The organism is Micromonospora sp. NPDC127501 (assembly GCF_040302185.1).
GTDB lineage: Bacteria > Actinomycetota > Actinomycetes > Mycobacteriales > Micromonosporaceae > Micromonospora.
Window position 1 is genome coordinate 166,774 of sequence record NZ_JBEORJ010000002.1, and the last position, 18,611, is coordinate 185,384.

General features: G+C 71.6%; 18 protein-coding genes and 1 riboswitch. Of the genes, 8 read left to right on the top strand and 10 right to left on the bottom strand.

All coding sequences use genetic code 11. From position 1 onward, the window contains the following. Positions 1–15 precede the first annotated feature (15 nt). Positions 16–600, bottom strand: a complete 585-nt coding sequence (locus tag ABTW72_RS04725) for a winged helix-turn-helix domain-containing protein (RefSeq protein WP_124860830.1) — start codon at positions 598–600, stop codon at positions 16–18. 600 nt (positions 601–1,200) lie between these two features. Here ABTW72_RS04725 and ABTW72_RS04730 point away from each other — a divergent pair. Next, positions 1,201–2,451, top strand: a complete 1,251-nt coding sequence (locus tag ABTW72_RS04730) for an HNH endonuclease signature motif containing protein (protein ID WP_350854326.1) — start codon at positions 1,201–1,203, stop codon at positions 2,449–2,451. A gap of 660 nt (positions 2,452–3,111) precedes the next feature. After that, positions 3,112–5,382 carry a HelD family protein gene (locus ABTW72_RS04735; RefSeq protein WP_350854329.1) on the top strand — a complete coding sequence of 757 codons (2,271 nt, stop codon included), beginning with the start codon at positions 3,112–3,114 and terminating at the stop codon, positions 5,380–5,382. Here ABTW72_RS04735 and ABTW72_RS04740 read toward each other — a convergent pair. The 4 genes from ABTW72_RS04740 to ABTW72_RS04755 are packed head-to-tail and all read right to left on the bottom strand — an operon-like array spanning position 5,371 to position 7,654. Then, positions 5,371–5,982 (bottom strand): hypothetical protein, encoded by a 612-nt coding sequence (locus tag ABTW72_RS04740; RefSeq protein ID WP_350854331.1) that lies wholly within the window; start codon positions 5,980–5,982, stop codon positions 5,371–5,373. The two genes, ABTW72_RS04735 and ABTW72_RS04740, sit on opposite strands and share 12 nt — an antisense overlap. Continuing rightward, complete coding sequence (locus tag ABTW72_RS04745) at positions 5,982–6,326, bottom strand: YbaB/EbfC family nucleoid-associated protein (protein WP_112638726.1); 345 nt, start codon at positions 6,324–6,326, stop codon at positions 5,982–5,984. The genes ABTW72_RS04740 and ABTW72_RS04745 overlap by 1 nt, the downstream gene beginning before the upstream one ends. A 9-nt stretch (positions 6,327–6,335) precedes the next feature. Then, entirely contained in the window at positions 6,336–7,262 is a 927-nt protein-coding gene (locus ABTW72_RS04750) for a WXG100 family type VII secretion target (RefSeq protein WP_350854334.1), read from the bottom strand. Further along, positions 7,259–7,654 carry a type VII secretion target gene (locus ABTW72_RS04755; protein ID WP_112606247.1) on the bottom strand — a complete coding sequence of 132 codons (396 nt, stop codon included), beginning with the start codon at positions 7,652–7,654 and terminating at the stop codon, positions 7,259–7,261. Before ABTW72_RS04755 ends, ABTW72_RS04750 begins: the two co-directional genes overlap by 4 nt. 135 nt (positions 7,655–7,789) lie before the next feature. Between ABTW72_RS04755 and ABTW72_RS04760 the strand changes: the two genes are divergently transcribed. The 5 genes from ABTW72_RS04760 (at position 7,790) to ABTW72_RS04780 (ending at position 11,316) form a co-directional block, all read left to right on the top strand. Further along, positions 7,790–8,446 carry a transporter gene (locus ABTW72_RS04760; protein ID WP_350854337.1) on the top strand — a complete coding sequence of 219 codons (657 nt, stop codon included), beginning with the start codon at positions 7,790–7,792 and terminating at the stop codon, positions 8,444–8,446. Then, entirely contained in the window at positions 8,443–8,754 is a 312-nt protein-coding gene (locus ABTW72_RS04765; RefSeq protein WP_350854340.1) for a transcriptional regulator, read from the top strand. The genes ABTW72_RS04760 and ABTW72_RS04765 overlap by 4 nt, the downstream gene beginning before the upstream one ends. Next, positions 8,751–9,710 carry an ABC transporter ATP-binding protein gene (locus ABTW72_RS04770; RefSeq protein WP_350854343.1) on the top strand — a complete coding sequence of 320 codons (960 nt, stop codon included), beginning with the start codon at positions 8,751–8,753 and terminating at the stop codon, positions 9,708–9,710. The genes ABTW72_RS04765 and ABTW72_RS04770 overlap by 4 nt, the downstream gene beginning before the upstream one ends. A 10-nt stretch (positions 9,711–9,720) precedes the next feature. Continuing rightward, a complete protein-coding gene (locus tag ABTW72_RS04775; protein WP_350854346.1) occupies positions 9,721–10,458 on the top strand; it encodes an ABC transporter permease in 738 nt (245 codons plus the stop codon). A gap of 93 nt (positions 10,459–10,551) precedes the next feature. Continuing rightward, on the top strand, positions 10,552–11,316 hold the full coding sequence (locus ABTW72_RS04780) for a VOC family protein (RefSeq protein WP_350854349.1): 765 nt from the start codon (positions 10,552–10,554) through the stop codon (positions 11,314–11,316). Positions 11,317–11,332: 16 nt separating this feature from the next. Here the strand turns inward: ABTW72_RS04780 and ABTW72_RS04785 are convergent, their stop codons facing one another. The 4 genes from ABTW72_RS04785 to ABTW72_RS04800 all read right to left on the bottom strand — a co-directional run bounded on the left by ABTW72_RS04785 (position 11,333) and on the right by ABTW72_RS04800 (position 16,594). Next, on the bottom strand, positions 11,333–12,151 hold the full coding sequence (locus ABTW72_RS04785) for an ABC transporter ATP-binding protein (RefSeq protein ID WP_350854352.1): 819 nt from the start codon (positions 12,149–12,151) through the stop codon (positions 11,333–11,335). Next, positions 12,148–13,176, bottom strand: coding sequence for a FecCD family ABC transporter permease (locus tag ABTW72_RS04790; protein ID WP_238687154.1), 1,029 nt, complete (start codon positions 13,174–13,176; stop codon positions 12,148–12,150). Before ABTW72_RS04790 ends, ABTW72_RS04785 begins: the two co-directional genes overlap by 4 nt. Before the next feature lie 244 nt (positions 13,177–13,420). After that, the gene (locus ABTW72_RS04795; protein ID WP_091395673.1) at positions 13,421–14,350 is read right to left on the bottom strand and encodes an ABC transporter substrate-binding protein; all 930 of its coding nucleotides are present in this window, start codon (positions 14,348–14,350) and stop codon (positions 13,421–13,423) included. A 90-nt stretch (positions 14,351–14,440) separates the two neighbouring features. After that, positions 14,441–14,582, bottom strand: a riboswitch (cobalamin riboswitch). A 134-nt stretch (positions 14,583–14,716) separates the two neighbouring features. Beyond that, positions 14,717–16,594, bottom strand: a complete 1,878-nt coding sequence (locus ABTW72_RS04800; RefSeq protein WP_350854355.1) for a M14 family metallopeptidase — start codon at positions 16,592–16,594, stop codon at positions 14,717–14,719. A gap of 210 nt (positions 16,595–16,804) precedes the next feature. On the opposite strand from ABTW72_RS04800, the gene ABTW72_RS04805 reads away from it, so the two are divergent. Next, positions 16,805–18,142 carry a C39 family peptidase gene (locus tag ABTW72_RS04805; RefSeq protein ID WP_350854358.1) on the top strand — a complete coding sequence of 446 codons (1,338 nt, stop codon included), beginning with the start codon at positions 16,805–16,807 and terminating at the stop codon, positions 18,140–18,142. A 95-nt stretch (positions 18,143–18,237) separates the two neighbouring features. Here ABTW72_RS04805 and ABTW72_RS04810 read toward each other — a convergent pair whose 3' ends face one another. Further along, on the bottom strand, positions 18,238–18,549 hold the full coding sequence (locus ABTW72_RS04810; RefSeq protein ID WP_350854361.1) for a DUF4229 domain-containing protein: 312 nt from the start codon (positions 18,547–18,549) through the stop codon (positions 18,238–18,240). Positions 18,550–18,611: the final 62 nt, after the last annotated feature.

The following is an 18,611-nucleotide window of genomic DNA, read 5'->3' on the forward strand; positions in this document are numbered from 1 at the left end:
TTCATGCAAGCCTGGCTATGCCAGCGGCACCGTCCGGTACTGCACCGCTACCGTGCGCGCGCCCGGCGGAGGGTCACCCTGCCGCCGCCGCGGGTGATACGGCCGGAGCAGCGCCAGCACCGCCTCGTTCAACTCGGCCAACTCGTCGGCGGTGAGCAGCAACAGCGTGTCGGTGAACAGGGCCGTGTCGTACCACTCGGCCGGCTCGTCCCCGGCGCGCCGCAACCAGTCCCGGGTCCGCTCCATGGCCCGGACCGCATGCGCCTCCACCAGCGCCTGCTCGGCCGCACGCGCCTCGGGCCCGGCATCACGACCCGCCTCGACCAGCACACTCACACTCGGCACACGCCACAACCGCTCGCGCGCGTCCCCCCGGCTCGGCGCCTGCTCAACCAGGCCGAACTTCGCCAGCGCCCGAAGGTGATAACTGGTTGCGCTCGGCGACAGCCCAACGATCTCGGCGCACTCGGTGGCAGTCCCACCACTCTCGCGACTGTTCAGGTACTCCATGATCGCGATACGAGCCGGATGGGCCATCGCCCGCATCACCTGGGGGTCGCTGATCGTCATCCGGCGCGAATCGGAGCGGGCCTCGGTCATAGGCCCATGATCCCGGCAGGCACCCCAACCTGCCATCACCCCCGCGTCCCGCTCGGACCACCGCGCGTCGGCCACGCCCTTACCTTCGGCAGCGAGCAGGCGGATTTGACGGCAGGCACGGCTCGGCGATGTGGCCTGAACGGCGAGCGCGGCATGGCGGCGCGGCGGCGCGGCTTCGTGGCGCGGCTTCGTGGCGCGGCGCGGCTTCACGGCGGCGTGGCGGCTTCACGGCGCGGCGGCTCTACGGCGACGTGGCGGCTTCATGGCGCGGCGCGGCGACGCTGCGCGGCTTCACGGCGTGGCGATGCGGCGGGGCTTCACGGCATGGCGATGCGCCGCGGCTTCACGGCATGGCGACGCGGCGCGGCGACGCGGCGTGGCGACGCGGCGTGGCGACGCGGCGCGGCGGCTTCACGGCGCGGCGGCAGGGCGCGGCGGCAGGGCGTGGCGGACGGCTTCGGCGGACGCGCGAGCCGGCGCGGCAAGCGAGGCGCGGCAAGCGAGGCGCGGCAAGCGAGCTCCCAATGATCGACGAAATGTAGTTCCGCTCATTGATCAGGATGACTCCAAAGTGTCGTACACCAGTTCTATTCTGGTTGCATGTTGGAGGCGTTGGCGCAGGTGGGCGGTGCAGTTGACGACTGCGCCGAGACCGCGCTCTGGGCGCTCTCGGATGACGTGCTGCTTGCTTCTCTCGATGCGACTCAGGTGCTGGCACAGCGGTTGGCCGCCGTTCAGCTCGGCCTGGTTCGCGAGTTGGACGGTCGCGGGGTGGCGATCGCCCAGGGCGCCTCGTCCACCGCCGTCTGGCTTCGGGAGCGGCTGCGGCTCTCGGGTCGCAGCGCACGCCAACTGGTCCAGCTCGCCACCACCATCGACGCCGCCCCGCCAGCGGTGCGCGACGCGCTGCTCAGCGGTGCCCTCACCGTCGAGCAGGGCCGGGTGGTGGCCGAGACGGTCGCCGCCCTCCCGGCCGAAGCCGGTCCCGAGGTGGCGGACAAGGCCACCCAACTACTGATCACCTGGGCCGACCGTTTCGATCCGACAAGCCTGAGCCGGCTCGGCGAGCGCGTCCTCGCGCACGTCGCCCCGGAGTTGGCCGACCAGGCTGAGTTGAAGGCTCTGGAGCGGGCTACCGAGCGGGCCGAGGCCCGCCGGCACGTCACGCTCTCCGAGCAACAGAACGGCCAGGTACGCCTCAGCGGCAACCTCGACACCGAAACCGCGAGCCTGCTGCGCGAGGCGATCGATCCGCTCTGCGCCCCAGCCGGTGAGCACGATGACCGCAGTCCTGGTCAGCGCCGCGCCGATGCGTTGGGTGAGATCTGCCGACTGGCGCTACGCACCGGTCAGCTGCCCGACAACGGCGGCGACCGTCCTCAGCTGGTGGTGACCGTTTCGCTGGAGGAACTGGTCAACGGCGTACGCGCCGCAACACTGGAAACCGGCACGCGCCTCACCCCCGGTGCGGTGCGCCGCCTGGCCTGCGATGCGGGCGTGTTGCCGGTCGTACTGGACGGCAACAGTCAGGTCCTGGACGTCGGCCGGCAGCGCCGGCTCTTCACGGGTCCGTTGCGGCGCGCGCTGGTCCTGCGGGACGGCGGTTGCGCCTTCCCTGGTTGTGATCGACCGCCGAGATGGTGCGACGGTCACCACATCCGACACTGGGCCGACGGTGGGGTGACGGCGCTCGGCAATGCGGTGCTGCTCTGCGGCTACCACCACCGGTTCATCCATCGCGGCGACTGGAGGGTCCGTCTCGCAGCGGACGGTCGACCTGAATTCCTCCCGCCCAGCTGGCTCGACCCGCTGCGCACCCCGCGTCGCAACCTCTACCACCTGCGCTGCTGATGCCGCCAACCATGCCCACGCCGCCCGCGACCGCGCCGTACGACCGCCCCCGTCACCGCGGCGGGCCCCGGCACCACGACGCCACTACGACGGGACCCGGCACCGCGACGCCACCACGACCGGCGCGGCACCACGACCGCCACCACGACCGGCCCCCCACCACGACCGGCCCCGCACCACGACGCCACCACGACGGACCCTGGCACCACGACCGCCACCACGACGCCACCGGCCCGGCACCACGACCGGCGGCCGGCGACCGGCGACCGGCGACCGGCGACATCCTGCTGTCTCTGCCGCAGCAAGCCGCGTCTCCCGCTGATCGACTCGGCTTCCTGGAAACCGAGCGTCGCACCGGCCCAGACACCGCGACTTCCTGAAAGCCGAGCCGATCACCGGCGTCGCGGTGGTCACGGCATGAGAAAGCACTGCGCGAGGCGGGGCGTGATCGCCCGGCGGCACCCGGGCAGGCAACACGCCGTCTCGGATGGGTGCTCGCGTCGGTAATTCGCTGGATGCGTCGGGCTGGGGAGCGTAGGGTTGCAGGCCGCTTGACGGCCGAGGTGAGCTGCACCGGAACGGACGTCTTCGCGCCGGGCGGCCGGCCATCCGCCCCCGGACACGCGAGCGCGCAGCAGATGTGAACGATGGGACGTCAGCATGCCCGCACTTGACCTCGACACCCAGCTCGACACCGACGCCGACACCGCCACCGCCACCGACCTCGACCTCGACGCGGACCTGGCCGCCGAGCGTGCACACCTCACCACCTCGCGGGCTGCGCTGGGTCGGATGCGCGAGCGGGCCGAGTCTCTCTTCGCGACCGGTGACCAGGTGGCCGGCGACGCGTACGCGGCCGAAACGCTCGGCCGCACCCTGGCCCGGCGGGTCGCCGAGCTGGCCGACGACCCGACCACTCCGCTCTTCTTCGGCCGCCTCGACTTCGCCGGCGCCCCGAGCAACAGCACCACCGACACCAGCACCACGAGCAGCGGCACCACGAGCAGCGGCACCACGAACAACAGCACCACCGACACCAGCACCACGAGCAGCGGCACCACGAGCAGCGGCACCACGAGTGACAGGCCCACAGGCAGCAGGCCCACCGACGACCCTGCCGCACCCGACGCCAGCGGCGATCATCACGGTCGGCGGTATCACGTGGGGCGGCGGCATGTCACCGATGAGCGTGGCGAGCCGTTGGTGCTGGACTGGCGGGCACCGGTTTCCCGCTCGTTCTACCGGGCCAGCGTGCGGGATCCGCAGGGGGTGGCGGTTCGGCGGCGGTTCGGGTTCAGCAACGGTGTGCTGACCAGCTTCGAGGATGAGCGGCTGGATCGGGGCGAAGAGCTCGGTACGACCAGTCGAATCCTCACCGCCGAGATCGAGCGTCCGCGCGTCGGGCCGATGCGGGACATCGTCGCCACGATCCAGCCGGAGCAGGACGAGCTGGTCCGGGCTGACCTCGCGGACTCGATCTGTGTGCAGGGCGCGCCGGGTACGGGGAAGACGGCGGTGGGCCTGCACCGGGCCGCCTACCTGCTCTACCTGCATCGGGAGCGGTTGCGGCGGGCGGGTGTGCTGATCGTCGGGCCGAACAGGGCGTTCCTGTCGTACATCGCGGCGGTGCTGCCGGCGCTCGGTGAGGTCGAGGTCGAGCAGGCCACGGTGGAGGAGTTGATCTCCCGGGTGGAGGTTCGGGCGGTCGAGGCGCCGGAGGTGGCCGCGCTCAAACACGACGTACGGATGGCGAGCGTGCTGCGGCGCGCGGTGCAGGGGCAGATCGGCACTCCGACCGAGTCGATCACCGTGTCGGACGGCTCGTTCCGCTGGCGGATCGGGGTGGAGCCGTTGCACCGGATCGTCGAGGAGACCCGTCGGGAGGGGCTGCCGTACGGGACGGGTCGGGAACGTGTCCAGGCACGGGTGGTGAGCCTGCTGCAACGGCAGGCCGAGGCGCGGCGTGCGGAGTCGCCCAGCGATGCCTGGCTGCGCCGGATGAGCCGCTGCCGGCCGGTGCTCGATTTCCTGGACGCGGTCTGGCCGGCGCTCACCCCGGAAGGCCTGGTGCACGGCCTGTTCTCCGACCCGACCCGGCTCGCCGCCGCGGCGGACGGGCTGCTCAGCGACGCCGAGCAGGCGCAGTTGCTCTGGGCGAAGCCCGCCCGCACGCCGAAGGCGACCCGTTGGACCGCTGCCGACGCGGTGCTGATCGACGAGGCGACCGGGCTGCTGGAACGGCTCTCCGGGTTCGGGCACGTGGTGGTGGACGAGGCGCAGGACCTGTCGCCGATGCAGTGTCGGGCCATCGCCCGGCGCAGCGAGCACGGCTCGGTCACGCTCCTCGGTGACCTCGCCCAGGGCACCGCGCCGTGGGCGGCGACGGACTGGCGGGAATCCCTCGCCCACCTGGGCAAGCCGGACGCGGTGGTGGTCCCCTTGACAGTCGGTTTCCGGGTGCCCGCCGCAGTCGTCGCATTCGCGAACCTGCTGCTCCCGGCGCTCGCGGTGGACGTACCGCCGGCCGAGTCGCTGCGCCACGACGGCGGCCTGGACGTGCGTACGGTGACCGACCTGACCTCGGCGACGGTGGCCGAGGTGCGCGCGGCGCTCGCACACGACGGATCGGTTGGTGTGATCGCCGCGGACGACGCCGTCGACGGCCTCCGCGCGGCGCTGGCCGAGGCCGGTGTGGAGACCGCGACCGCCGACGACGTGGCGGCCGCGGAGCGGGTCACCGTGGTGCCGGCGACGCTGGTCAAGGGCCTTGAGTACGACCATGTGGTGGTGGTCGAGCCGGCCGCGATCGTCGCGGCCGAGCCGCGCGGGCTGCACCGGTTGTACGTGGTGCTCACCCGGGCGGTGTCCCGGCTGGCGGTGCTGCACGTTGCGCCGCTGCCCGCACCGCTCGTCGACGGATCAGCCGGCTGACAGGGCGGCCGCGACCTCCCGCAGCGGGCGGCCGGAGTCGGCCAGCGGCACGTGGAACGACAGCCACGACCCGTCGGCGAAGTCGATCCGCAGCCGCTTCCAGTTCAACCGGTACCTGCCGAACCGGGCGGTGACGGCCGTGCGTGGGACGGACCCGAGCAGTTCGATGTCGGCCTGGGCCCGTTCGTCCTCCGCCGAGCGGGAGAGCAGCCCGACGGGTGCTGTCGCGCCGAGCAGCAGCCGCTGGTCGGTGACCCCCAGCACGAGGGTTCGCAGGCCGGAGCCCTTCGTCGCCACGGTCAGGGCATGGTGCAGCACGGATGCCTGGGAACCGGGCTCGCCTCGACCTCCGACCCCGAAGAAGAGCCAGTCCACGGCGTTGTCCGCCCGACCGAAGGTGATGTTCGGTGACAGCACGTTGAGCAAGACACCCAGGAAGCCCGGCCCACCCGCGGCGGGTGGCGTCGACGGCTTCGGGGGCGGCGCCGGGGTCAGCCCGCCGCCCTCTCGCACCTGGGCCACCGCGCGCACCTGCTCCCCGGCCGCCAGCAGTCGGGTGATCCCCTCGACGTACCGTGCCTGACTCTCGTCGGCCGCCATCAGCGCCCCTCGTGGTCGGCGGATCGGCGCGGACCGGCGCCTGGGTCGCCGATGACCTCGCCGACCAACTCCCGGACCAGGGCCGCTGCGGCCTCCTGCGCCCGGTTGGCGGCTGCGGTGAACTCCTCGGCCAGGCTGTAGGAGTCAAGTCGCATCGCGCGGGCGTTCAGCTCCGTGGAAACGATCTTTCCGTCGGCCGCGGCGGTGACCCGCACCAGACCGGAGTCGCTCACGCCCTCGGCGCTGGTCTGCTCCAGCTCCGCCATCCGGTCGGCGAGTTGCCGCTGCCATCCGTCCAGGTTGCGAGCCAGCGCCTCGATGCGGTCCAGGGCGGGGAAGGTCATGGCTGCCTCTCAGTTCACGATGGAGTCGAAGACATTCTGCACACCCACTGTGTACGGGCCCAGGTCCTCGCTGTACGTGCCGTCCACCAGGTAGTTGCGGTCCTTCTGCCCGTCGGAGATGTCGTGCAGGCCCACGCCGGTGTCGAGTAGAGCGCCGCCGAAACCGGGGATGTTGACCGGCGAGACCTGGTTGATGACGAACTTGCCCGGAAAGAGAGTCTTGAACTTCTCGACCTGGAAGGCACGCCCTTCGGGCGTCCAGCCGCCCTTACTGAGCAGCTTGTACTGCTTCTTCCGCTGCTTGAGCTCCATGACGGTGTCCGCGTACTTGCGCAGCTGCCCAGCGACCTTGCCCAGCCGGGCCGCGAGGCGAGTGAGCACCTCGGCGAACCGGGCGACGATCTTCACCATCCGACCCACCGTGGTGGCCAGCCGGGCCAGCACCCGGACCACAGTGGCGGCCAACGAGACGCCGGCGCTCAGCGCCGCGGCCACCGCCGCGATGATCACCTCGGTGAGGAACCAGAGCAGGAACTCGAGGATCAGCTCGACCAGCAGATTGAACGCGTCCACCGCCGCGTTCGCCGCCTCGACCAGCACCTCCTTGGTGCCGTCGAGCCCCTGGGCCAGCTCCTCGATCGCCGCCTCCACCGACTCCATCGAGGCATGGAAACTCTCGGCGGCGTCGCCCGTCCAGGCGCCGCGCAACCGGGCCCGATCGGCGATCTGGTCACCGGCGATCTCCCGGACCGCCGCGCCGGTGTCCAGGCAGAGCTGCGCGGCCCGCATCAGGTCGTCCGGTTCGCCAGCGACCAGCTCCAGCAGCTGCTCGAACGGCCAGAGCACCGCGTTGGAGAGCGGCTTGAAGGGTTCGGGCGTGCCCGAGACGATCTGCTCGAAGTAGGTCTTGTTGCGCTGCAACGCCTCGGTGCTCACGCCGGCACCGAACCGTTCGGAGCGCCGGTGCCACCCGACCAGGGGCCGGGCGCGATGACGTCGGGAGCGGGCGGGCGGCCGGGCACGAAGAGATCGGTGTTGGCCACGTCGGTGCCGGTGTAGGCGGCGGCGGTGTCGGTGAGCCCTTCGGCGATGTCCGCCATCATCTCGGCGCCGTCGGCGAGCCCCTGAAGGCACGCCTCGAACTGCTCGGCGTACGTCGCCGCGAGGTTGAAGGACGCCGGCATCACCCCGAAGGCGTGCCGTGGCACGTGCCCGTCGCCGAAGGCGCGGTGCAGCTCGCGGAAACGGGCCGCCCGATCCTTGGACCCAGCGGCGAACGCCGTCAGAGCCTCCGGCTGGACCTCCAACTCATTGCTCGGGCTTGACACGAACCCTCCCCTGTGGCCTGTGCGACGGATCAGTCGTCACGACTGACCACCATAGGCACTGCTGACCGCGATCGGGGGGTCCCGCCAGTGATGACGGGGTCACCCCGCTCGACTTTGTGTCTTAAAGTAGTTTGCGTGGACCCAGACGATGATTCACCACCCACCGACGCCGCGGCGGCGCTCCGGCTGATCCAGGACCAGCGGTCGGCGACGGCACGCCGGCTCGATCCCGACGCCCGCCTGCTCTACTGGCCGTGGGGTGTCGCCTGGCTGATCGGTTTCGGCCTGTTCTTCCTCCGGTTCACCCCCGGTGACCGGGCGCTGGTCCACCTGCCGAGCTGGCTCCCGCTGACCGTCCTCTTCGTACTGCTCGCGACCGCTGGAGCGATCCAGGCGGTGGTCAGCGTGCGGGCCTACGGCCAGGTGACCGGTGACTCCGCCCGCCGTGGGCAGTGGTACGGGTACGCCTGGGCCCTCGGTTCGGTGAGCGTCTACGCGGGGCTCGGCCGGATCTCCGAGCACCTGCCGCACGACCTGGCGGCGCTGCTCTGGTCGGCGACCGCCGTCGGGTTGACCGGTGCGCTGCACATGGCCGGCGGAGCGGTCTGGCTGGACCAGGACCTGTTCCGCCTCGGCGTCTGGATCAGCGTGATCAACCTGGTCGGTGCGATCGCCGGGCCGGGCTGGCACCCGCTCGTCGTGGCGGTGGCCGGCGGTGGCGGAATACTGGCGGCCGGCGCGCTCGCCCGGCGCCGACAGCGACAGCGACAGCGACAGCGACAGCAGCCGTGACCGAGCTGGATCCGGTCATCCACGCGCAGGCCCGGCTGCGGGTGGTCGCCACCCTCTCCGCTCTCAACGTCGGCGACAAGATCGCGTTCCCCCGCCTACAGGAACTGCTCGCGATGACCGCCGGCAACCTCTCGGTGCACCTGCGCAAACTCGAGGACGCCGGCTACGTGGAGATCAGCAAGACCCATCGGGGACGCACCCCGGCGACCCTGGTCGGGCTCAGCCGGCGAGGTCGGCTGGCGTTCGAGGAGTACACCGAAGCGATCCGCGCCCTGCTCGACCCCGTCCCGTCGAAGGAGCAGCCATGACCCTCGCCCGCGCCGACCAGGCCAGCCGCCGGTACGGCGACGTCCTCGCCCTCGACCGCGTCGACCTGGAGGTCCGGGCCGGTGAGCTGGTCGGCCTGCTCGGGCCGAACGGCGCCGGCAAGAGCACCCTGATGAACCTGCTGGTGGGCCTGCGCCGCCCCAGCTCCGGGCGGGTCGAGTTGTTCGGCGGCGACCCCCGCGACCCGGCGAGCCGACGGCAGATCGGGGTCACCCCGCAGGAGACCGGCCTGCCCGGCACTCTGCGGGTCGGCGAGGTCGTCGACTTCGTCTCCGCGCACTACCCCGACCCGGTGCCCCGGGCGGAGCTGCTCGACCGCTTCGGTCTCGCCGACCTCGCCCGACGGCAGACCGGTGGGCTCTCCGGCGGGCAACGCCGCCGGTTGGCGGTGGCGTTGGCGTTCGTCGGCCGGCCCCGGTTGGTGCTGCTCGACGAGCCGACGACGGGCCTTGACGTGGCCGCCCGGCACACCCTGTGGGAGGCGATCCGGGCATTCCACGAGGACGGCGGCACCGTGCTGTTGAGCAGCCACTACCTGGAGGAGGTGGAGGCGCTCGCCCACCGGGTGGTGGTCATCGGGCAGGGCCGGGTGCTCGCCGACGACACAGTGGACGCGGTGCGCGGCATCGTGGGCGTACGCCGGGTCAGCCTGGTCGCCGACGACCTGCCCGACCTGCCCGGGGTGGTCCGCAGCGAACGGGTCGACGGTCGGCTGCACCTGCTCACCACCGACGCCGACGAGCTGGTCCGAGCGCTGGTCACGGCCCAGACCCCGTTCACCGAACTGGAGGTACGGCCGACGTCGCTGGAGGAGGCGTTCCTCGCCATCACCAGCGGAAACGTCACCGGCGGAGCAGCGACCACCGGAGACGTGCCAGCCGGCGCCGACCGACCCACCACCGCCGCTGCCGGCGGCGGCCGACCCACCACCGTCTGAGGAGGCCGCCGTGCAGCTCGCCCTGGTCCACGCCCGCTACCAACTCCTGGAGATCATCCGGATTCCGGTGGCCGTCTTCGGCAGCGCCTTCTTTCCGGCCGCCGCCATGATCTTCTTCGTGGTGCCGTTCGCCGGTGACGATGCGGTCGGTGCCACCTACGCCACCGCGTCGATGGTCACCTTCTCGGTGATGAGCGCCAACATCTTCCAGTACGGCGTCGGCGTCGCCGAGGATCGCGACCAGCCCTGGAACCCGTACACCCGGACCCTGCCGGCGGGGCCGGCTCCGCGGTTCGCCGGCCGGGTGCTGGCCGGCCTGGCGCTGACCTACCTCTCGCTGATCCCGGTCGTGGTGATCGGCGCGACGCTGACCGCGGCCCAGGTCACGCCGACGGCGTTCCTGCTGGCCCTCGGCACCGTGGCCGTCATCTCGGTGCCGTTCACCCTGCTGGGGCTCGCCATCGGCTACTCGCTGCCGAGCAAGGCGGCGATCGTGGTGGCGCAGGTGCTCTTCCTGCCGCTTGCGTTCGGCGGCGGGCTGCTCTCCGCGCCGGGTGACGCGCCCGGGTTCATCGAGACGATCGCGCCGTACCTGCCCACCCGGGGCGCGGCCGAGCTGATGTGGGCGGCGGTGGCCGACTACGACGTGGAGCCGCTGGCACTGATCATGCTCGGTGTCTGGGTGGTGCTGCTCGCCGCGCTCGCCGGCTGGGCGTACCGGCGGGACGAGGGTCGCCGGTTCAGCTGACGATTCGTCCGTTTCCGCCCCGGGCTGCGGCGGGACGGTGCCAGGATTCGGCAGGGGGCCGCCGTGGTCGCCCGGGCCGAGAGGGGTCTTGACGTGAGCACCGTCCCGCCGGGTACGCCCTGCTGGGCCGACCTGGCCACCCCGGACCTGACCGACGCGCGGCGCTTCTACCCGGAGCTGTTCGGGTGGACCGGCCAGGTCACCCCGGAGCCCGAGGCGGGCGGCTACACGGTCTTCCTGCTCGACGGCAAGCCGGTGGCCGGCGCCGGCCCGCCCGCGATCCCGGACCAGGTCCCGATCTGGTCGACGTACCTCGCCACCGACGACGCCGAACTGGTCGCCGGCCGGGTCGAACGGGCCGGCGGGCAGGTCGTCGTACCCCCGTTCGAGGTCTTCGACCGGGGGTGGATGGCGGTCTTCGCCGACCCGGCCGGCGCCACGTTCAGCGTCTGGCAGCCGCTGGCCATGGCCGGTGCCGAGGTGTTCAACGTGCCGGGCGCGATGAGCTGGAACGAACTGGTCACCCCCGACCCCGAGGGCGCGAAGGTCTTCTACGAGCTGGTGTTCGGCTGGCAGCCCGACGACCAGGCGGTGGGCGCCATGACGTACACCGGGTGGCGGCTCGGAACGCAGATCGTCGCCGGGATGATGCCGCCGCTGGCCGACGACTTCCCGGCCGACCTGCCCGCGTACTGGACGGTGTACTTCGCGGTGGCCGACGCGGACGCCGCCGCGGCCCGCGCCGCCGAACTGGGCGGAACGATCCTGGTCCCGCCCCGCGACATCCCGGCGGGCCGCTTCGCCGCCCTGCGCGACCCCCAGGGCGCCCTCTTCTCCGTCATCGACCTGGGCCCATGACCCAGAGCCTGCGTGCTCAGGGACGGGTGGGGCGGACGGGGACCACCAACGGGCCGTGGGCGCCGGGGACCACCCGGACGCTGGCCCGGTAGTGGGTGGCGAGCAGCTCCTCGGTCAGCACCTCGGGCGGAGTCCCGGCGGCCACCACCTGACCGGCGGCGAGCATCACCATCCGGTCGGCGTACTCACCGGCCAGGGAGAGGTCGTGCATCGTGGCCAGGACGGTCAGGCCGTGTTCGCGGCGTAGCTGGTCGACGACTTCGAGCACATCCTGCTGGTGGCCGATGTCGAGCGCGCTGGTCGGCTCGTCGAGCAGCAGCAGCGTCGCGCCCTGGGCGAGCGCGCGGGCGAGGAACACCCGCTGCCGTTCGCCGCCGGAGAGGGTGGCCAGTTCGCGACGGTGGAAGCCGGCGAGGTCCAACCGCCCCAGCACCTCGTGCACGGCGTCGACGTCGGCGGTCGACTCCCGGCCCAGGGTCGGGATGTACGGGGTGCGGCCGAGCAGCACGTAGTCCAGCACCGACATGCCGGGCGGCACCACCGGGGACTGTGCCACAGTGGCCACAATCCGGGCGCGGTCCCGTCGGCGCAGCGCGGCGCTCGGCGTACCGAAGAGAGTGATCGCCTTCGGCGCGGGCAGCAGGCCGCCGACGGCGCGCAACAGGGTGGATTTGCCGGCGCCGTTCGGGCCGATCACGGTGACCCACTCGCCGACGGCGACGGTGAGGTCGACGCCGGTCAGGATCGGCGTGCCACCGAGGGCGACGTGCAGCCCGCGCACCTCGACGGCCGGCGTGCCGGTGGCGGGTTCGCGGCTGGCGGGTTCGCGGCTCACGTGAGCACTCGCCGGGCGGTCCGCAGCACGAGGACGAAGAACGGGCCGCCCAGCAGGGCGGTCACCACTCCGATCGGCAGCTCGGACGGAGCGGCGACGGTGCGGGCCACCACGTCGGTCAGCGCCAGGAACGCGCCGCCGAACAGCAGTGACATCGGCAGGATCACCCGGTAGCTGGACCCGGCGAGCAGCCGGACGGTGTGCGGCACGATGATGCCGACGAAGCCGATCAGGCCGGTCGCGGAGACCGCCGCCGCGGTGCCCAGCGAGGCGGCGGCGATCAACAGGTACCGGGTGCGCTGCGGGTGCAGGCCCAGGCTTCTCGCCTCGTCGTCACCGACCGCGAGGACGTCCAGCTCGCGGCGGTGCAGCAGCACCACCACAGTGGTCAACGCGGCGTACGGCAGCACCAGCAGCACGTCGTGCCAACCGGCGGTGGCCAGCCGGCCGAGCAACCAGGAGTAGACCGGCTGGATGCTGTCGGCGTGGCGTTGCAGAAGGTACGTCTGCCCGGCGGAGAGGAACGCGGAGACCGCCACCCCGGCCAGGATCAGCATGGCCGGTGATCCGCGTCGCCCACCGGCCGCCCCGAGCACGTAGGTCATCGTGACGGCGAGCAGCGAACCGGCGAACGCGGCCAGCGGAATGGTCATCGGCAACCCGGAGAGCGTGCCCTGCCGGCCGGCGCCGCCGAGGGCGATCGCCGCGGTGACCGCGAGGCCGGCGCCGGCGGCCACGCCGAGCAGGTACGGGTCGGCCAGCGGGTTGCGGAACACGCCCTGGTAGCAACCACCGGCGAGGGCGAGCAGACCGCCGACGAGCAGGCCCAGCACCACCCGGGGCAGGCGCAGCTCGGTGACGATCGCGATCTCACGCTCGGTCAGCCCGCTGTCGAGGTGCACCCCGGGGAACAGGTTGAGCAGTTCGGCGGCGACGCTGCCCGGGGGCAGGCTCACCGGGCCGAGCGACACCCCGACGACGAGCGCGACGAGCACCGCGACCAACCCCGCGACCAACCACCGCATGCGCAGGCCGGCGGGCCGACCCCCGGACGCCAGCCCGGCGGGCCGGGCCGCAGAGGACGGCAGCCCGGCGGGCCGGGCCGCGGAGGACGGCAGGCCCGAGGGTCGGCCCCCGGAGGACGGCAGCCCGGCGGGCCGGGCCTCGGCAGGAGGCTCGGCCCGCTCAGACGGCGGCGGCGGCTCGGCGGGCCGGCCGGTTGGTGCCGGATCGGACACCTTTCGCGGCCCGGTCACCGACGGACGACGGTCACGCGGGCACCTTGGCGACCGCGTCGATGATGACCCGGAGCAGGTCCACGACCCGCGGGCCCCAGCGGGAGGCGACGTCGTCGTCCAGGGCGACGACCTGGTTGTTCTTCACAGCGGTGAGGCCGGCCCAGCCACTGCGGGCCTTGACCGTGTCGGCGTTCTGCTGGCAGCACTTCGCATCGGCCAGGAAGACGAAGTCCGGGTCGGCCTTGACGATGAACTCCTGGGAGAGCTGCGGGTAGCCGAAGTTCTTGCCGTCCGCGTCGGCCGGGTCGGCGATGTTGGTCAGGCCGGCCTGACTGTAGAGCGAGCCGATGAAGGTCTTGCTGGTGGCGCTGTACAGCTCCGGGCCCAGCTCGTGGAAGTAGGTGAGCTTCTCGGTGCGCTGCGGCAGGTCCTTGACCAGCTTGGCGATGTCGTCCTTCATCCGGGTGGCGACGTCGGTGGCCTGGTCCGCGTGCCCGGTCAGCGTGCCCAGCTCGGTGATCTGCCGGTACGAGTCGTCGAGCGTGGTCGCCGCCGGGGTCTGGTACACCGGGATCTTCAGCTTGCCGAGCTGCTCGACGATCTTGTTGCGGTCGTCGGAGAGCACCACGAGGTCAGGGTTCTTACCGGCGATCGCCTCCGCGTTCGGCTGGAAGGCGGAGAGGTCGGTCTTGGGCACGTCGGCCGGGTAGTTCGACTGGTCGTCGACGGCGGTCACCTGCGGGCCGGCACCGATCGCGAAGAGCATCTCGGTGGCGGTGGGCGACAGCACGACGATCTTCTCGGGGCGCTTGTCGAGGGTGAGCGCGCCGACCGTGACCGGGTAGGCGGCGGCCGCGGTGCCGGCGCTCGGCTGGTCGTCGGCCTTCTCGGCGCAGGCGCCGAGGGCGAGCGCGGTGACCGCGAGGGTCGCCGCGAAGAGCCGAGGGGTACGTCTGAACATGGGGGCCTCCTGTCGGTCGAGGAGTGTGGTGCTTCGCCGACAGGGACTTTCGTACGCCCGCCCACGAGGCGCCCTTCCTCGAGAGCGCGTATCGCGACCGATCCGTAGGCGACCTGGCTCGTCCCCACCTACCGGTGGGGCATCACAGTTGCGGGACAGCGCCGGGTTTCGCACCGGCTTCGCTGCGGACTGGTCGCTAAGACGGTAGCGCACCGCCAGGACGTGCCGGATCGATCAAGGGCTGGTCGGCAGCCGTCGATACCTCGGACACCCGCACCACGCGGGGCGGGGAGGCATATGTCCGAGATCCTGAGGTTTCGGAACGGGTGGTGGGGCCCCGCCGGGGCGGGACGGGGCCCCACCCGATCAGGAGGACGTGATGGTGACGTTGTCCACAGCCGCCTCGACCAGGCTGGCCCCGGACGCGTCCGCAGCCTCGACGAGCACGCGGACCGACTGGCCGGCGTACGGGGTGAGGTTGAGGTTGGCGACCGCCCAAGTCCCGTTGCGGTTGCTGGCCGCGCCGGCCTGGGTGAGCAGCGCCGTGGTGCCGCCGTTGTGCACCACGCTCACCCGCAGGTAGTCCGCCGACGAGGCGTTCGAGCCGTGGGCCAGGTACCAGGCGAGCGAGAGGGTCAGCGTGCCGGACGACGGCAGGGTCACCGCCGGGGACCGGGCACTGGTCACGCCGCCGTCGAGGTCGTAGTCACCGGCCGCCGAGCCGGCGAGCCGGCCGGTGACCAGGTCGTTGGACCCGGCGTACGGGGTGAGCTGCTTGGCTCCGGAGGACGTGGTCGCCTGGGCGGTGCCCCGCTCGAACGCGCCGAGGGTGGCGGTGTCGGTGCCGCCCGGGTTGATGGTCCAGCCGGTGGCGGTCTCGAAGGTGTCCGACCAGACCGTGGTGCCGCCACCGCCGCCGCAGTACTGCGCCTGCTTGCCGATGGCCCGATACGGGCAGTCGGCGTACTCGCTGAGGATCAGCACCGCCTCCCGGTTGCGTGAGGTCTGCGCCGGGATCACCTCATCGGGCGGGTAGAAGCCGCCGCCACCGGACGAGCCCGGGTACATCTCGAAGGTGTACGCCCAGATGTTGTGGGTGGCCCACATCCAGTCGAGGCTGTCTCCATCGGTGATGTAGAGGTCGCTGGACTGTTCCGGGGTGTAGCCGTTGGTGGCCGCCATCTGCTGACCGATGGTGGCGAAGGTGTTGTACTGGTCGGCGTTCATCCCGGTCGCGGTGTTCGCAGTGGTGTAGCCGTACGGCCAGAGCACCAGCTGCGAGTACGTGTGGAAGTCGATGTTGGCCTTGATCTGCTGCACCCCGCCGACCACCCGGCCGTTGACGAAGTTGCGCAGCGCCTGTGTCTCGGGCGCGGAGAACGCCGACGGCCCCCGGTAGGTTTCCGACGAGGTGCTGCCGGACGAGCCGCCGCAGCATCCCCAGTTGTAGGACCAGTTGCGGTTCAGGTCGGTGCCGACGTTGGACGAGCCGCTGTTGGGCTGCCGGTTCTTGCGCCAGGACCGGTACGACCCGGTGGCGATGTCGTACTCGCTGCCGTCCGGGTTGACCGTCGGCACGATCCAGAGCTCCCGGCCGTTGACGATGTTGGTGATCCGGGAGTCGCTGCCGTAGCTGTCGGTGAAGAGGTTGAGCAGGTAGATCGCCATCTCGACGGTCAGGTGCTCACGGGCGTGCTGCTGGGAGTTGAACAGGATCTCCGGCTCGTTCTCGTCGGTGCCGACGTTGTCGGAGATCTTCACGGCCATCAGGTCGCGGCCCTCGTACGAGGAACCGATGCTGATCTTGCGGGCGATCGCCGGGTGGTCGGCGACGACCTGGTTCACGACGGCGGTCAGTTCCGCGTAGTCGTGGTAGTTCGAGTCGGCCGGCGGGAAGGCCTGCGTGCCGAAGTCGCCGGCGCCGCGCTCGGCGTTGGGTGGCGGGGCGAGCGGTTCCAGCCGGAAGCCGAGTTTGCCGATCGCGGCGGCCTCGCTCGCGGTGGCCGAGATGTGCAGCACACCGTGTTCGGAGTAGTCGATGGCGGCTCCGGTGCGGGCCACCGCGTTGCGGTCGGCGAGGGTCCGGGGCCCGAGCACCCGGTAGCCGGCGGCGGCCTGCTCGGCGGTGCGGTCCGGTGCCGGTCGGGCGGCGACCGGACCGGCGGCGACGGTGACGATGCCCAGCCCGGTGACGACAGCGAGCACCAGGACACGGCGGAGGGGGATGGGCGTGCGGAGGGCCATGGACTACCTCCTCGATGGGCGGGAGATCCCGCTCGGTGAAGGACACTTCACCACCTGTCACATGGTCATATCAACATTGATCGCTGCGTTGTCCATCCCAGGCGGATCATCATGGCGGCAATGATTTTCCACCTATCAACGTCTGGCGAAACTTCCCTCCAAGCGGAAAACTGACCAGCGACGATGCCCCCTCGACACTGCGGAGCACCCATGGCCAGATCCCGCCTGCGCGCGGCCGCCCTCGCCGGCGTCACCGCACTCACCCTGCTCACCAGCGCCGCGCCCGCGCTGGCGGCCCACCCGCCCGCCCCCGCCCACGACGAGCAGATCACCTACCAGGACTGGTCCGGGCCCGCCGACTGGCACCGGGGCAGCCGGGCCGGAACCCGCGTCGTGCCCGGCGCCCGAGCGGGCGTCACCCTGGCCCGCCCGGCCGGCACCATCGAGTACGCGGACCCGCACACCGGTGCCACCCGCACCTGGGAGTACGGCACCTGGACCTCGCCGGTGACCCGGGTCGGGTTCGACGCCACCGAGCTGATCGCCTCCTGGAACGCGGAGACCCCCGCCGGCACCTGGATCCAGGTGGAAATGCAGGGCAGCTACACCAGCGGCGACCAGACCCCGTGGTACGTCCTGGGTCGTTGGGCGTCCGGCGACACCGACATCAAGCGGACCAGCGTCAACCGGCAGGGCGACCCCTGGTCGACGATCTGGACCGACACCTTCAGCATCGACGACGCCACCGCCGGGGTGCTGCTGCGGTCGTACCAGCTCAAGCTGACCCTCTACCGCGCACCCGGGCAGAGCGCCGCCCCGGTGGTCCGGATGTTGGGCGCGATGAGCTCCACGGTGCCGGACCGGTTCACGGTGCCGCCGAGCGCCGGGCACATCGCCTGGGGCCGGGAACTGCCGGTGCCGCGCTACTCGCAGAACGTGCACTCCGGGCACTACCCGGAGTACGACGGCGGCGGCGAGGCGTGGTGCTCACCCACCTCCACGGAAATGGTGGTCGAGTACTGGGGACGCAAACCGTCGGCGGCCGACACCTCCTGGGTGGACCCGACCTACCCCGACCCGACGGTCAACCACGCCGCGCGGATGACCTACGACTACGCGTACGACGGCGCGGGCAACTGGCCGTTCAACACCGCGTACGCGGCCAGCTTCCCCGGACTGGAGGGCCGGGTGACCCGGCTGCACTCGCTGGACGAGCTGGAGCGTTTCATCGCCGCCGGCATCCCCGTCGTGACCAGCCAGTCCTTCCTCGCCAGTGAGCTGGACGGGGCGAACTACGGCACCTCCGGGCACCTGTTCGTGGTGGTCGGCTTCACCGCCGACGGCGACGTGATCGTCAACGACCCGGCCTCGTCCAGCAACGACGTGGTGCGCAACGTCTACAAGCGTGCGCAGTTCGAGCAGATCTGGCTGCGCACCAAGCGCACCAACGCCAGCGGCGGCGTCTCCGGTGGCTCCGGCGGCATCGCGTACCTGATCAAGCCCATCTCGAAGCCCTGGCCCAAGGTCCCCGGCTCCACCAACTGGTAACCCACCGCCCCGCTCACCGCCCCGCCCCGCTTGAGCACATGTTGATCAAGAGGTTTGCGTCACCGGAAGCCGTCCTGGTGACGCAAACCTCTTGATCAACGCTGGGAGTCGGGGGCTTGGGTGGGAGGGTCGGGGGTGGTGGGAGGGTCGGGGGTGGGGGTCTGGTCTTCGCCGGCCAGGGCGGAGCGGAGGCGTTCCTTCTCGGTGCGGCGGCGCTCGGCTGCTTCGGCGATCTCCCCGGCCATCTCGTCCCGCCAACCACGCAGCAGGAAGAAGGAGAGCGCGGCGGAGAACACCAACGCCAGCATCAGCTTCAGGAACACGTTCATGTCGACCAGCCAGAGGCCGGCCAGCACGGCGACGAACAGCCCGATCCGGCCCAGCGTGTACTTGAGCGCGGCGCTCACCTGCACCACTCCGTTCTCTCCGTCGCCCGCCACTGCCGGCGGAAGGGTCGAGCCGCCCGACG